This is a genomic window from Conexibacter sp. W3-3-2 (assembly GCF_009707605.1).
GTDB classification, from domain to species: domain Bacteria; phylum Actinomycetota; class Thermoleophilia; order Solirubrobacterales; family Solirubrobacteraceae; genus Paraconexibacter; species Paraconexibacter algicola.
This window is the reverse complement of sequence record NZ_WLYW01000001.1, coordinates 1705681-1719811: the sequence shown is the minus strand read 5'-3', so window position 1 is coordinate 1719811 and position 14131 is coordinate 1705681. Positions and strand designations below refer to the sequence as shown.

At 72.8% G+C, this 14131-nt stretch carries 8 protein-coding genes and 1 pseudogene; 6 read left to right on the top strand and 3 right to left on the bottom strand.

Translation table 11 applies throughout. From position 1 onward, the window contains the following. Complete coding sequence (gene rpoC / locus GKE82_RS08505; protein ID WP_154732986.1) at positions 1-4308, top strand: DNA-directed RNA polymerase subunit beta'; 4308 nt, start codon at positions 1-3, stop codon at positions 4306-4308. Between the two features lie 66 nt (positions 4309-4374). Next, entirely contained in the window at positions 4375-7278 is a 2904-nt protein-coding gene (locus GKE82_RS28120; protein WP_309233497.1) for a DEAD/DEAH box helicase family protein, read from the top strand. Here the strand turns inward: GKE82_RS28120 and GKE82_RS08495 are convergent. Next, entirely contained in the window at positions 7263-7754 is a 492-nt protein-coding gene (locus GKE82_RS08495) for a hypothetical protein (RefSeq protein ID WP_107571244.1), read from the bottom strand. The genes GKE82_RS28120 and GKE82_RS08495 overlap by 16 nt on opposite strands. A 168-nt stretch (positions 7755-7922) precedes the next feature. Between GKE82_RS08495 and GKE82_RS08490 the strand changes: the two genes are divergently transcribed. The 3 genes from GKE82_RS08490 (at position 7923) to GKE82_RS08480 (ending at position 11972) form a co-directional block, all read left to right on the top strand. Next, positions 7923-8822, top strand: a complete 900-nt coding sequence (locus GKE82_RS08490; RefSeq protein WP_107571245.1) for a hypothetical protein — start codon at positions 7923-7925, stop codon at positions 8820-8822. A gap of 121 nt (positions 8823-8943) precedes the next feature. Beyond that, positions 8944-10314, top strand: a complete 1371-nt coding sequence (locus GKE82_RS08485) for an aspartate aminotransferase family protein (protein ID WP_154732985.1) — start codon at positions 8944-8946, stop codon at positions 10312-10314. Beyond that, a complete protein-coding gene (locus GKE82_RS08480) occupies positions 10314-11972 on the top strand; it encodes a PucR family transcriptional regulator (RefSeq protein WP_154732984.1) in 1659 nt (552 codons plus the stop codon). The genes GKE82_RS08485 and GKE82_RS08480 overlap by 1 nt, the downstream gene beginning before the upstream one ends. A 12-nt stretch (positions 11973-11984) precedes the next feature. Here GKE82_RS08480 and GKE82_RS26900 read toward each other — a convergent pair whose 3' ends face one another. After that, the gene (locus GKE82_RS26900) at positions 11985-12434 is read right to left on the bottom strand and encodes an Lrp/AsnC family transcriptional regulator (RefSeq protein ID WP_196189120.1); all 450 of its coding nucleotides are present in this window, start codon (positions 12432-12434) and stop codon (positions 11985-11987) included. A gap of 54 nt (positions 12435-12488) precedes the next feature. Between GKE82_RS26900 and ald the strand changes: the two are divergent. Then, positions 12489-13621: pseudogene (gene ald, locus GKE82_RS31300) on the top strand (alanine dehydrogenase). Positions 13622-13636: 15 nt separating this feature from the next. Here ald and GKE82_RS08465 read toward each other — a convergent pair. Beyond that, positions 13637-14095, bottom strand: a complete 459-nt coding sequence (locus tag GKE82_RS08465) for a hypothetical protein (RefSeq protein WP_154732982.1) — start codon at positions 14093-14095, stop codon at positions 13637-13639. Positions 14096-14131: the final 36 nt, after the last annotated feature.

Sequence of the window (14131 nt, the reverse complement as noted above, 5' to 3'; positions counted from 1 at the left end):
ATGATTGACATCAACAACTTCGACGCCATCGAGATCGGACTCGCGTCCAGCAAGCAGATCCGTGCCTGGTCCTCGGGTGAGGTCATCAAGCCGGAGACCATCAACTACCGCACGCTGAAGCCGGAGAAGGACGGCCTCTTCTGCGAGCGCATCTTCGGTCCGACCAAGGACTGGGAGTGCTACTGCGGCAAGTACAAGCGCGTCCGCTACAAGGGCATCGTCTGCGAGCGCTGCGGCGTCGAGGTGACGCGGTCGAAGGTCCGCCGTGAGCGGATGGGCCACATCGACCTCGCCGCCCCGGTCAGCCACATCTGGTTCTTCAAGGGCGTCCCGAGCCGCATCGGCTACCTGCTCGACATGGCTCCCAAGGAGCTCGAGAAGATCCTGTACTTCGCGGCGTCGGTCATCACCTGGGTCGACCAGGAGGCCCGCTGGCGCGACCTGCCCCAGCTCGAGGCCCAGATGCAGGAGGAGCTCGACCGCCTGCTCGCCGAGCAGAAGGAGCGCGTCGAGGAGCTCCGCACCTCCCGCGAGGCGCGCCTGGCGTACCTCGACGACGGCAGCCAGGGCGCCTTCGGCGACGAGGACCACCTCTGGGCGGAGTCGCTGGAGATCAACGTCAAGAAGCTCTCCGACGACGAGCGCAAGAAGCTCCAGAACGAGGTCAAGAAGACCTTCGCGACGGACATCGACGACACCGAGGCCTACTACGAGGACGCGCGGATGCGCCTCAAGGAGGTCTGGAAGCTCTTCGCCAACAAGAACGAGCCCGCCGACGAGCCGCCCGCCGAGGGCGAGGAGTGGCCGCTGAACACGTACGTCGAGAAGGCGATCGACAAGGACGAGTTCGTCCCGAAGAAGCTCATCGCCGACGAGACGTTCTTCCGCGAGCTCAAGCACCGCTTCGGCTCCCCGTACGGCTTCGGCGAGTACTTCGGCGGTGGCATGGGCGCCGAGCACGTCCGCGAGCTGCTGCAGACCAAGCCCGCCTACGACGTGGCCGCCAAGCCGCGCGACGTCGACCCGGACCGCACCCCCGGTGACGACCTGCGCCCGCAGGACGCCCCCGGCTTCGTGCTCGAGCACGAGGAGGAGTTCCTCTCCGACCTCGTCAAGAACGGCAAGGGCCAGAAGCAGGCCCGCGCGGTCAAGCGCCTGAAGGTGCTGTCCGCGTTCCTCCCGGACGCCCCGGGCGAGGAGCCGCGCAACAAGCCCGAGATGATGATCCTCGAGGCCGTCCCGGTGATCCCGCCGGAGCTGCGCCCGATGGTCCAGCTGGACGGTGGCCGCTTCGCGACCTCCGACCTCAACGACCTCTACCGCCGCGTCATCAACCGCAACAACCGCCTCAAGCGGCTGCTCGACCTCGGCGCGCCGGAGATCATCGTCAACAACGAGAAGCGCATGCTGCAGGAGGCCGTCGACGCGCTGTTCGACAACGGCCGTCGCGGCCGGCCCGTCACGGGCCCGGGCAACCGCCCGCTGAAGTCGCTCTCGGACATGCTCAAGGGCAAGCAGGGCCGGTTCCGTCAGAACCTGCTCGGCAAGCGCGTGGACTACTCGGGCCGCTCGGTCATCGTGGCCGGCCCGTACCTGCGCCTGCACCAGTGCGGCCTGCCGAAGCTCATGGCGCTCGAGCTGTTCAAGCCGTTCATCATGGCCCAGCTCGTCGAGCGCAAGGCGGCGCAGAACATCAAGGCCGCCAAGAAGATGGTCGACTCGATGATCCCCGAGGTCTGGGACGTCCTCGAGCAGGTCATCCACGAGCACCCGGTGCTGCTCAACCGCGCGCCCACGCTCCACCGCCTCGGCATCCAGGCCTTCGAGCCGGTGCTCGTCGAGGGCAAGGCCATCCAGGTCCACCCGCTCGTCTGCTCCGCGTTCAACGCGGACTTCGACGGCGACCAGATGGCGGTCCATCTCCCGCTGAGCGCCGAGGCGCAGGCGGAGGCCCGGATCCTCATGCTCTCCTCGAACAACATCCTGTCCCCCGCGCACGGCGCGCCGCTGGCCACCCCGACGCAGGACATGGTGCTCGGCGCCTACTACCTGACGCTCGGGCCGGAGCCGGGCGAGCTCGCCGAGCTCCAGGGCAAGCTGAAGTCCGGCGACTGGCCGGCGGGGCAGGAGCGCCCGCACGTCTTCCGCAGCGCGCAGGAGGCCGAGCTCTCCTACGAGGCGAAGGTCGTCGGCCTGCACACCCTCGCGGAGTTCCGCCCGGTCGGGCGTCAGGGCGGTCACGTCCTCACGACCGTCGGCCGGATCATCTACAACGACCGCATCGAGCGGGCGCTGGAGGAGGCCCTCGGCGAGAAGTTCGACCCGGCCGAGTACGCGTTCGTCAACCAGCCGATGAAGAAGCGCGACACGGTGAAGGTCATCGACGCGCTCGTCCAGGCGTACGGCGCCCCGGCGGTCGCGCTGGTCCTCGACGCGTTCAAGGACCTCGGGTTCAAGTACTCGACGCTGGCCGGCATCACCGTCTCGAAGAACGACGTGATCATCCCGCCGAACAAGCAGGAGATCCTCGACAAGCACGAGGCGCTCGTCGGCGAGCTCAACGACCAGTACGACATGGGCCTGATCACGGCCGAGGAGCTCCACGAGAAGGTCGTGGACCAGTGGAACGGCGCGACCGAGGAGGTCGCGGACGCCATGCAGGAGAACTTCGACCAGCTGAACTCCATCTTCATGATGGCCGACAGCGGGGCGCGTGGCTCCTTCAAGCAGATCCGTCAGCTGGCCGGCATGCGCGGCCTGATGGCCAACCCGAAGGGCGAGATCATCGCCAACCGGCCGATCCGGTCGAACTTCATGGAGGGCCTGACCGTCCTGGAGTACTTCATCTCCACCCACGGCGCCCGCAAGGGCCTCGCGGACACCGCGCTGCGCACCGCGGACTCCGGCTACCTGACGCGCCGTCTCGTCGACGTCGCGCAGGACGTGATCATCCGCGAGCCGGACTGCGGGACCAAGGAGTTCATCACCCTCGAGGCGTACACCGCCACGGGCGAGGTCAACGACAACCTCATCGGCCGCATCGCCGCCGAGGACGTCAAGGGGCCGGACGGCACCATCGTCAAGAAGGGCAACGAGATCGACCGGGCCGAGGCGGCCGCCATCGGCGAGGCGTTCACCGCCGAGCTCGAGGCGCACCGCGCGTCGCCCAACCAGGTCGAGGCGCCCCGCATCGCGGTCCGCTCGACGCTGAAGTGCATCGCCGAGACCGGCGTGTGCCAGGCGTGCTACGGCCGCTCGATGGCGTCCGGCAAGACCGCGCAGATCGGTGACGCCGTCGGCATCATCGCGGCGCAGTCGATCGGCGAGCCCGGCACGCAGCTGACCATGCGGACGTTCCACACCGGCGGCGTCGCCGGCGCGGACATCACGCACGGCCTCCCGCGCGTCGTCGAGCTGTTCGAGGCCCGCAAGCCGAAGGGCCTCGCGCAGATCGCCGAGCAGGACGGCGTGGCCCGGGTCGAGAAGTCCGACAAGGAGACCCTCGTCACCGTCACCGACGAGGCCGGCGAGGAGCACCCCTACAAGTTCCCGCCGCGCACGCGCCTGTTCGTCGAGGACGGCGAGTCGGTGAAGGCGGGGCGGCAGCTCTCCGAGGGCTCCCTCTACCCGCACGACCTGCTGCGCCTGCGCGGCCGGACGGAGACCGAGCGCTACCTCGTCAAGGAGGTGCAGGAGGTCTACAAGTCCCAGGGCGTGGACATCAACGACAAGCACATCGAGCTGATCGTGCGGCAGATGCTCAAGAAGGTCCGCGTGGACCAGAAGGGCGACACCGCCTACCTGCCCGGTGCGCTCGTCGACCGCTACGAGTTCCGCGACGAGAACGAGAAGATCAAGAAGGCCAAGGGCGAGCAGGCCCAGTTCGAGGAGATCATCCTCGGCATCACCAAGGCCTCCCTGAACACCGACTCGTTCCTGTCGGCGGCCTCGTTCCAGGAGACGACGAAGGTCCTGACCGACGCGGCGCTCGAGGGCAAGAAGGACACCCTCAACGGCCTGAAGGAGAACGTGATCATCGGGAAGCTCATCCCGGCGGCCACGGGCCTCAAGCGCTACCGCCGGATCGAGATCGAGCCGTCGGAGCCGCTGCCCCGCGCGATGGACGACGTCGGGCTGCTCGACCAGGACGAGATCGCCGCGGAGCTGCTGGAGGGCGACGGCGGCCTCGGCGGCTTCGGCTCCTCGTTCAGCGACGACATCAGCCAGCTCGAGGACATCGGGGTGGGCGGCACGGATCCCGGCTTCGCCGAGGAGCTCGCCGACCTGGACATCCCGTCCGAGGACTGAGCGGTCCGCACGTGACCTGACGCGAAGGCCCGCTCCGGCGGGCCTTCGCCGTTCTAGGGTGGGCGCGTGACCGTCGCGGACCTGCGCTTCCCCGGCACCTGGCGCCGCTACCAGGAGCTCGCGTTCGCGGCGTTCGAGGCCGACCGCGCCGCCGGTCGTCGGCGCACGCACCTCGTCGCGCCCCCGGGGTCCGGGAAGACGGTGATCGGCCTGGAGCTCGTCCGCCGCCGCGGCGGCCCGGCGCTCGTGCTCGTGCCCAACCAGGCGATCCAGGCCCAGTGGGTCGCCCAGATCGGCCGCTGCGGGGGCGCGGGCCTCGTGCGGACCGAGCTCGACCGCGACGCGCCGATCTCCGTGCTCACGTACCAGGCGCTGTGCCGTCTGGAGGACCCGGGGGCTGCGCTGCGCGAGCTCGCGCAGGCCCGCTGGACGGCGGAGCGCGCGGCGGCCACGGGCGAGTCCGAGCAGGCGGTCGCCGCGGCGGCCGCGGACTGGACGGGGGAGGCGGAGCGGCGCCGCAGCGCGCAGGTCTCGCGGATCGTCGCGGCGATCAAGCGCGAGGTGGCCCGCGGGGAGCACCCCGACCTGGCGCTCGCCGACCTGCTGGACCGCGGGGCGCGGGAGCGTGTCGCCGCGCTGCGGGCCGCCGGCACTGCGACCGTGGTCCTCGACGAGTGCCATCACCTCGCGTCGCTGTGGGGCTACGTCGTGCGCGCGGTCCTCGCGCAGCTCGACGCGGAGCTGGTCGTCGGGCTCACCGCGACCCCGCCGGCGGAGCTGACCGCGGCGGAGGGCGAGCTCTACGAGGCGCTGCTCGGCCCGGTCGACTTCTCGGTCCCGACCCCCGCCGTGGTCCGTGACGGCTTCCTCGCCCCGTACCAGGAGCTCGCCTGGTTCTGCGCGCCGCTGGCCTCCGAGCGGGCCTGGCTCGCCGAGCACGACGTCCGCTTCGCCGAGCTCGTCACCGCCCTGCACGACGAGGTCCCGGCGCCCGACGGGGTCCCGGCGCCGCTGTCGTTCCCGGCGTGGGTGCTGCGACGGATGCGCGAGCGGGGAGCGGCCGACGGGGCGGCGGAGGTGCCGTGGGGGACCTTCCAGCGTCGCCGTCCCGCGCTGGCCCGGGCGGGCGTGCGGTTCCTGCTCTCGGCCGGGCTCGCCCCGCCGCCGGGGGCGCCGCGCGGCGAGGCGTTCCGCGAGCCGCCGGACCTCGACGACTGGCTCGTGCTGCTGGAGGACTACGCGCTCGGCGCGCTCGCGGCGGACCCGTCGCCGGCGGCGGCCGCCCGTCACGAGGCGATCGGCGCGGCGCTGCGCGACCTGGGCTTCACCCTGACGCGACAGGGGATCCGGCGCGGCCGCTCGGAGGTCGACCGGCTGCTGACCTCCTCGGCCGCCAAGCCGCTGGCGCTCGTGGAGGTCCTCGCCTGCGAGGACGAGGCGCGCGGGGAGGCCCTGCGCGCCTGCGTCCTGTGCGACGCCGAGCGGGCCGAGCGCCGCGCCGACGGGGCGCTCACCGGGGTCCTCGACGCGACGGCGGGGACGGCCGCGCGCGCGGTCGTCGCGCTCGCGGAGGACCTCCGCACGGCCCCCCTGCGACCGCTGCTGGTCAGCGGCCGGGCGTTGCGCTGCGTGCCGGAGGACCACGAGGCGCTCGCCGCGGCGCTGGACATCGCGCCGGCAGGCGTGCCGGAGCCGGACGCGGACGGCCTCGTCGAGCTGCGGCTGGCGGCGGGGCCGTGGACGCCGCGCGACTGGGTGCCGCGGGCGACCGCGGCGCTGACCGCCGGGCACACGCGCACGCTGGTCGGGACGCGCGCGCTCCTGGGGGAGGGGTGGGACGCGCCGTGCGTCAACGTCCTCGTCGACCTGACGGTCGCCACCACCGGGGTCAGCGTGCGCCAGATGCGCGGGCGCTCGCTGCGTCTGGATCCGCAGCGGCCGGAGAAGATCGCCTCGAACTGGGACGTGGTGTGCGTCGCCGCCGACCTCGCGCGCGGTGCGGCGGACTACCGGCGGTTCGTGCGCAAGCACGCCCACCTGCTGGCGCCCGCGGAGGACGGGGTGATCGAGGCGGGGCCCTCGCACGTGCACCCGCTGCTCGGGCCGTTCACGCCGCCCGCGGCGGCGGAGCTCGCCGTGGTCGACCGGGCGATGCGGGCCCGCGCGGCCGACCACGCCGGCGCGCGCGAGCGCTGGGCGATCGGCACGCCCTACGAGGCGGTGGAGCGGCCGACGATCACCGTCCGGCCGGTGCGCGAGGACCTCGCGGCGGGGGAGACGGCGCGGGACGCGGGCGTGCAGGCGGCCCTGCCGCTGTCGCAGCGCGCCCCCGTGCTGACCGCGGCGGGCGGGGCGCTCGCGGCCGCCGCGGGGACGGCGCTCGCCGGCCCGGTGGGGCTGGCGGGCCTGCTCGCCGTCCCGGGGGCCGGGCTGTGGGCGGGCCTGCGACTGCGCCGCGCGGCCGCGCTCGCGCCGCCGCTGCCGCCGCTGGACGGGGCCGCCCACGCGGTGGTCGAGGCGTACGCGGCACTCGGCGAGCTCCCGCGCGACGTCGCGGACTCGCTCGTCGTGGAGCCGCGCAGCGACGGCTACCTGCGCTGCCGCCTGCGGCGTGGCACCCCGGAGCACGCCGCGCTGCTCGCGACCGCCCTCGAGCAGCTGCTCGGCGTCGTGGAGTCCCCGCGCTACCTCGTGTCGCGGCCGATCCGGGTCCCGGGACGCGGCCCGCTGGGCATGCTCGCCCGCGTCCTGCGCCGGCGCCCGCCCCTGGACGAGCGCTGGCACGCCGTCCCCGACGACCTCGCGCGGCGCGCCGACCGCGCGGAGGCGTTCCATCGCGCCTGGTCCGGGGTGGTCGGCCCGTCGCAGCTGCGCTTCGTCCAGCGCAGCGACGCGGGCCGGGCGCTGGCCGTCGAGGCCGCCGGGGTCGCGGCGGGCTACGAGGTGACGGTGCGTCAGGTCTGGAGCTGAGCGGCCCAGGCATGGAGCGTGTCGCGCTCGGTCCGGGTGAGCCCGACCTCGGGCCGCGTGCGGACCAGCAGCGTCGGGGCGCCACGGGCGGAGCGCTCCCGCGCCCACTCCTCGCAGCCGGCGTCGAGCGCGTCGTCGAGCCAGGCGGCGGGTCGGTCGCCGCAGTGCGCGTCGATCGCGGCGAGCTTCCAGTGCGCGTTGCCCTTGCCCGGATTGCGGTCGAACGACAGCCACGGGAGGCGCGGCAGCCCCAGGAGCGTCGGCAGGTGCTCGTCGGCCCGCTCCTCCCAGCCCGTGCACCAGACGAGCTCGTACACCGACATCAGGTCGAGAAGGTGCTCTGCGGCTTCGCCCGAAAGGAGGTGGGCGACCCCGTCGATCTGGTGCCAGGATCCGGTCGGACAGCTGTCCATGGTGAATCCGAAGAGCGAGATGACCCCGTCGACGTCGACGAGAAGCAGCGGTTTGCAGCGCATCTGTGACCACATGGTGACCTTTCTGCCCCATCGGCGTACTTCTCGTGAGGACCCGCTACCCTCGAATTCGTCGGCCGCGGTCAAGCCGTCGACCGGACCGGTCGATGTAGGGCTTGACCACTCCCACCGCTCCCGAACCGCGGTGGCCCGGCCCACGCTCCCCCCTGTATGACCATTCAGCTCGGAATCCTCCTCGCCCTGCTCTGCGCCCTGGCGGCGAACCTCGGCTTCTTCTACAAGCACCGAGGCTGCAACGAGGTCCCCACCGTCGACGTCCGCCATCCGCTGCGGACCGCGGCCAACCTGTGGCGCTCCAAGTGGTTCGCGCTCGGCATGCTCCTCGGCCTCGTCGGCTGGGTGCTGCACGTCGGCGCGATCGCGCTCGCCCCGCTCTCGACCGTCCAGGTCGTGCTCTCGGGCGGCGTCGTCCTCATCGCCGTGATGGCGGACCGCATCTTCGGCTTCGCCGTCGAGCGGCGCCAGTGGTGGGGGCTCGGCCTCACCGGCGTCGGCCTCGCCGCGCTGGCGTTCACGATGCCCGGTGGTCACGGTGCCGACGGCTTCTCCCTGCAGGCGATGGTCGCCTTCCAGGGCGGGCTCATCGGCCTCGGCGCGCTGCTGCTGCTCGGCCCGCGTGCCGGCGCCAAGCGCGAGCACCACGGGATCATGCTCGCGGCCGCCACCGGCATCCTCTTCGGCGTCTGCAACATCGCCGTGAAGGCGCTCACCGAGCTCGTCGGCTTCGACGGCATCGGCGCGCTGCTCAGCCCTTGGCTGCTCGTCGCGGTCTGCGCGTCGGCCACCGCGTTCTACGCGTCGGCCCGGTCGCTGCAGGACGGCGGCGCGGTCGAGGTCATCGCGATCACCGGCACGGCGGCGAACATCTCCTGCATCGCCGGCGGCATCATCGTCTTCGGCGACCCGATGCCGGGCGACGCGGTCGGCATCGCCGTCTCGGCCTTGGCGTTCCTCATGGTCATCGTCGCGAGCGCGCTCACGCCCGCTCCGATCCGCTCGACCGCCGCGGCCGCCTCCGGGCAGGGCCGCGCCGTCGCCGCGACCGCCTGAGCGGCACGCCCGCCCGTCGCAGTTCTGCCTCCGTGCACACCGGGGGTGGTGGATACCGTCCGCGGACAGTACGTTGTCCAGATCGGCCACCCGATGGCCGGATCGTCCAAAGGAACGCGCGATGGCCACGACGGAGCAGCCGAAGACCAGGGACCTGCAGGAGCTCGCCAAGCGGCACCTGTGGATGCACTTCAGCCGGATGGGCGCCTACGACGCCGGGGCGGAGATCCCGATCATCGTCAAGGGCGACGGCTGCTACGTCTGGGACGAGCACGGCAACCGCTACTTCGACGGTCTGAGCGCGCTGTTCTGCGTGAACATCGGCCACGGCCGCCACGACGTCGCGCAGGCCGGAGCCGACCAGGCGCGCGAGCTCGGCTTCTTCACCACCTGGTCCTACGCGCACCCGCGGGCGATCGAGCTCGCCGCCCGGCTCGCCGACCTCGCGCCCGGTGACCTCAACCGCGTCTTCTTCACCAGCGGCGGCGGCGAGTCCGTCGAGTCCGCGATCAAGCTCGTGCGCCAGTACCACAAGCTCACGGGCAACCCGACGAAGACGAAGATCATCGCCCGCGAGACCGCCTACCACGGCACCACGCTCGGCGCGCTCACCGCGACCGGCATCACCGGCCTGCGCCAGCCGTTCGAGCCGTTCACGCCCGGCGGCTGCCACGTCGCGAACACCAACCTGTACCGGCTCGCCCCCGGCTACGGCGTGGAGAACCTCGCCGAGGCGATCGCCAGGCGGATCGACTTCGAGGGCGCGGACACCGTCGCCGCGGTCATCCTCGAGCCGGTCCAGAACGCCGGCGGCTGCTTCACCCCGCCGGAGGGCTACTTCCAGCGCGTGCGCGAGATCTGCGACGAGCGCGACGTCCTGCTCATCAGCGACGAGGTCATCTGCGCGTTCGGGCGCCTGGGCGAGTGGTTCGGCGCCCAGCGCTACGGCTACCAGCCGGACATCATCACGACCGCGAAGGGCCTCACGAGCTCCTACGCCCCGATGGGGGCGGTGCTCGCCTCCGACCGGCTGATGGAGCCGTTCCTGGAGGGGACCAACAGCTTCGCCCACGGCTTCACCTGGGGCGGGCACCCGATGTGCGCCGCGGTCGCCATGGCGAACCTCGACGTGTTCGAGCAGGAGGGGATCCTCGAGAACGTCCGCGAGCACGAGGGCGACTTCCGGGCGATGCTCGAGTCGCTGCGGGACATCCCGATCGTCGGCGACGTCCGCGGCGCCGGGTACTTCCAGGCGATCGAGCTCGTCAAGGACCGCGAGACGAAGGCGTCCTTCTCGCGCGAGGAGGCCGAGTCGCTGCTGCGCGGCTTCCTCTCCGGCGAGCTGTTCCGCCGCGGGCTCATCTGCCGGGCCGACGACCGTGGGGACCCGGTCATCCAGCTGTCCCCGCCGCTGATCTCCGGACCCGAGCACTTCGCGGAGATCGAGTCGATCCTGCGCCCGGTGCTCGAGGAGGCGTCGACCCGGCTCTGATGCTGACGGTCAGCGAACTGCTCGCCGATCTGGACGTGCGCCTCCTCGCCGGGGAGGAGGCGGTCGACCAGCCGGTCCGCTGGGTGCACATCACCGAGCTGCCGGACCCGACGCCGTTCCTCAGCGGCGGCGAGCTGCTGCTGACCACGGGCATGGCGCTGGGCAGCAGGCCCGCCGCGCAGCGCGCGTTCGTCGAGCGGCTGGCCGACCACGGCCTCGCCGGCCTCGGGGTGGGCACCGGGTTCGGGCACGACGAGGTGCCCGCCGCGATGGTGCAGGCGGCCGCCGACGCGGGCTTCCCGCTGTTCGAGGTCCCGTACGAGCTGCCGTTCATCGCGCTCACCGAGCGGGCGTTCACGCGGCTGGTCAACGAGCAGTACGCGCTGCTGCAGCGGTCGATCGTCGCGCAGGAGCGGCTCCAGCGGATCGTGCTGTCCGAGCGTGGGCTGGAGGCGATCGCCGGTCAGTTGGCGACGCTGATCGGAGGGGCCGCGCTGGTCTTCGACGGCCGCGGGGAGCCGCTGGCCCACCGGACCTTCCGGCGCGACGCGGACGCCGAGCTCCTCGCCTCGCTGGGGGAGGAGCTGCGCGAGCGCGCGCGCCGCGGCGAGAGCCGCGAGTTCCTGCCGACCACCCCGTCGCTCGGCGGTCGCGCCCTCGCGCTCCCGGTCGCGAGCCCGGGTGCCGCGCCGGGCACGGTGCCGCAGGCGTGGCTCGTCGCGGCCAAGGACCAGGGCGGGCTGGCCGAGATCGACCGGCTGATCCTCCACCAGGCCGTCACGGTGGTCGCGCTCGAGCTGCTGCGCGTCCGCGTGGCCGACGCGACCGAGCGCCGGCTCGCCGGGGACGTGCTCAGCGAGATCGTCGCCGGCGAGGTCGATGGGCCGGAGCTGCAGCGCCGCCTCGAGCCGTTCGGCCTGGGCGGCCGCATCACCGCGCTGGCACTCGCGGTGCCCGGCAGCGGGCCGAGCCAGCCCGCCGCGGCGCCGCCCACGGCGGTCGAGAGCGCGGTGGCGGACGCGCTGCGGGCCGAGGCGGTCAGCGGCCTCGTCGCCACGACCGGCCGCTTCGTCGGCGTGCTGCTCCCCGGCTTCCTCGACGAGGAGCTCTTCGACACCTGCGAGCGGATCGTCGCGCGCGTGGCCACCACGCTCGGCCGCGACCCGCTGGCGGGCGCCGGGCGCGGCGTCCCCGCCGGACGCGCCCGCGAGGCCTGGCACGAGGCGCGCTGCGCGCTCGAGGCCCGGGAGCTCGGTGCCGACCCGACCCCCAACCGCAACGGCGCGGCCGGCGGCGAGCCGGGACGCGTCGCGACCTACCGCGACCTCGGCTCCTTCCAGCTGCTGCTCGCCCTCCAGGACACCGACGCGCTGCGGCTCTTCTGCGAGTCGATGCTCGGCCCGATCGAGGAGGGAGAGGGCCACTATGGCGGCGAGCTGATGCGCTCGCTCGAGGCCTTCATCGAGTGCAACGGCCAGTGGGAGGCGGCCGCGCGGCTGCTGTACTGCCACCGCCACACGCTGCGCTACCGGATCCGCAAGATCGAGGAGATCACCGGTCGCGACCTCGGCCGGGCCCGCGACCGCATCGAGTTCTGGCTCGCGCTGCGCGGCCGCGAGATGGCGCCCGCGTCGGCGGGCGACGGCGGCCGGCGCTGACCGGAACGTCGCTCAGGCGACGGGGAAGCGGCGGGAGCGCATGACGATCCGGGTCTCCGTCGCGGCGACGCCGCCGCGCTGGCGGATCGCGCGGACGGTCCCGTCGAGCGCCTCCGGGTCCGCGCACGTGACGCGCAGCTCGTAGTCGTAGCGGCCGGTCACGAACCACATCTCGCGCGCGTCGGGCAGGGTCGCGACGAACTCCTCGAAGCGCTCGGGCGGCGTCGCGGCGAGCAGCCGCACGTCGATGAGCGCCTCGAGGCCGCCGCCGATCGCGGCGTGGTCGACGATCGCGGTGAAGCCCCGGACGACCCCGGACTCCTGCAGGCGGCGCACCCGCTCCGCGGTCGCGTGCGGGCTCAGTCCGACCGCCGCGCCGAGCTCGGTGAAGCTCGCACGTCCGTTCTCGCCGAGGAGACGGAGGAGATCACGGTTGATCGGGTCCAGTGCATCCGGATTCACGGTCAGCGAGCGTAGAGCTTGTCGGGTCCGTCGTCGAGGTCGATGATCACGGACATGACCACCGTGGGCGTCCCGACCGAGATCAAGACCGACGAGTATCGCGTCGCGCTCACCCCCGCCGGGGTGCGCGAGCTCGTCGACCGCGGCCACGAGGTGGTCGTGCAGCGGGGCGCGGGGGAGGGGTCGGCGATCACCGACGACGAGTACGTCGCCCAGGGCGCCCGGATCCTCCCCGACGCCGACGCGGTCTTCGAGCAGGCGGGCATGATCGTGAAGGTCAAGGAGCCCCAGCCGGTCGAGGTCGCGCGGCTGCGGCCCGACCACGTGCTCTTCACCTACCTGCACCTCGCGCCCGACACCGCCCTCACGCAGGGCCTGGTGGACAGCGGCGCCACCTGCATCGCCTACGAGACCGTCGAGGACCCGCAGGGCCGGCTGCCGCTGCTGGCCCCGATGAGCGAGGTCGCCGGCAAGATCGCGACGCAGGCGGGCGCGTTCATGCTGGAGAAGCCGCTCGGGGGACGTGGCCTGCTGCTCGGCGGGGTGCCCGGGGTCGCGGCCGGCAAGGTCGTGGTGATCGGGGCGGGCGTCGTCGGCCTCACCGCCGCGGGAGATCGCGATCGGCATGGGCGCCGAGACCTACGTCCTGGACCGCAACATCGACCGGCTGCGCGAGGTCGACTTCCTCCCTGAACAACCGCTGCTCGACCGTGTTCTCCACGACGCTGAACGTCGAGCGCCTGCTCCCGGAGGCCGATCTGGTGATCGGCGCGGTGCTCGTCCACGGCGCGAAGGCCCCGCACGTCATCACCCGCGAGCAGCTCGGGCTGATGAAGCGCAACGCGGTCCTCGTCGACGTCTCGATCGACCAGGGGGGCTGCTTCGAGACGTCGCGGCCGACCACGCACTCCGACCCGACCTACGAGGTCGACGGCGTGACCCACTACTGCGTGGCGAACATGCCCGGCGCGGTCCCGATCACCTCGACCTTCGCGCTGACGAACGCGACGATGCCGTACGTCGTGCGGCTCGCGAGCGCCGGCGCGCGAGGCGCGCTGGAGGCCGACCCGGGCTTCCTCGCGGGGCTGAACGTCGCCGCGGGCGCGGTCACCTACGAGCCGGTCGCGCGCGACCAGGGCCGCGAGCACGTCCCGGCCGTCGAGGCGCTGGCCGGCCTCGCGGGGTAGCCCGCGGACCGTGGGCTAGCTCGCGTCGGCCGAGCGCAGGGCGACGTCGTCGTCCTCGACCGGTGCGGCACCGGGACGCTCGGGCGCGCGGCGTCCGCGGCCGCCGCGACCCATGAAGGGCAGGCGACCGAGATCGCTGCGCAGGCCGTTGATCTCCCCGAGCATGCGCTCGAGGTTCGGCTCGAGCGAGCCGAGCGACGGCGCGAGCGGCTCGAGCTGCGAGGCGAGCGGCTGCACCCGGTCCCCGATGACCACGACGTCGCGGTGCATGCCCTCGACCTCGTCCGCCATGCGCGTCACGACGGTCGTCAGCTCGCGGATCAGGTCGGGCAGCTCGCCGATGTCCTGCCGCAGTCCCTTGACCTCGCGTCGCATCAGCGTGAGCTGCCGACCGACCGACGGGAGGACCGCCAGCGAGTTGGCGAGCGCTTCGAGCTGCGAGCCGAGGTGGCGGATCGGGTTGGCGGAGGCCATGACCGGTTCTTACCACGCGGAGGAGACCGGCGCGGT

Coding starts and splice junctions, on each gene's coding strand:
- rpoC (WP_154732986.1), top strand. CDS start 1: ATGATTGACATCAACAACTTCGACGCCATCGAGATCGGACTCGCGTCC.
- GKE82_RS08495 (WP_107571244.1), bottom strand. CDS start 7,754: ATGCGCTGCAAACCGCTGCTTCTCGTCGACGTCGACGGGGTCATCTCG.
- GKE82_RS08490 (WP_107571245.1), top strand. CDS start 7,923: ATGACCATTCAGCTCGGAATCCTCCTCGCCCTGCTCTGCGCCCTGGCG.
- GKE82_RS08485 (WP_154732985.1), top strand. CDS start 8,944: ATGGCCACGACGGAGCAGCCGAAGACCAGGGACCTGCAGGAGCTCGCC.
- GKE82_RS08480 (WP_154732984.1), top strand. CDS start 10,314: ATGCTGACGGTCAGCGAACTGCTCGCCGATCTGGACGTGCGCCTCCTC.
- GKE82_RS08465 (WP_154732982.1), bottom strand. CDS start 14,095: ATGGCCTCCGCCAACCCGATCCGCCACCTCGGCTCGCAGCTCGAAGCG.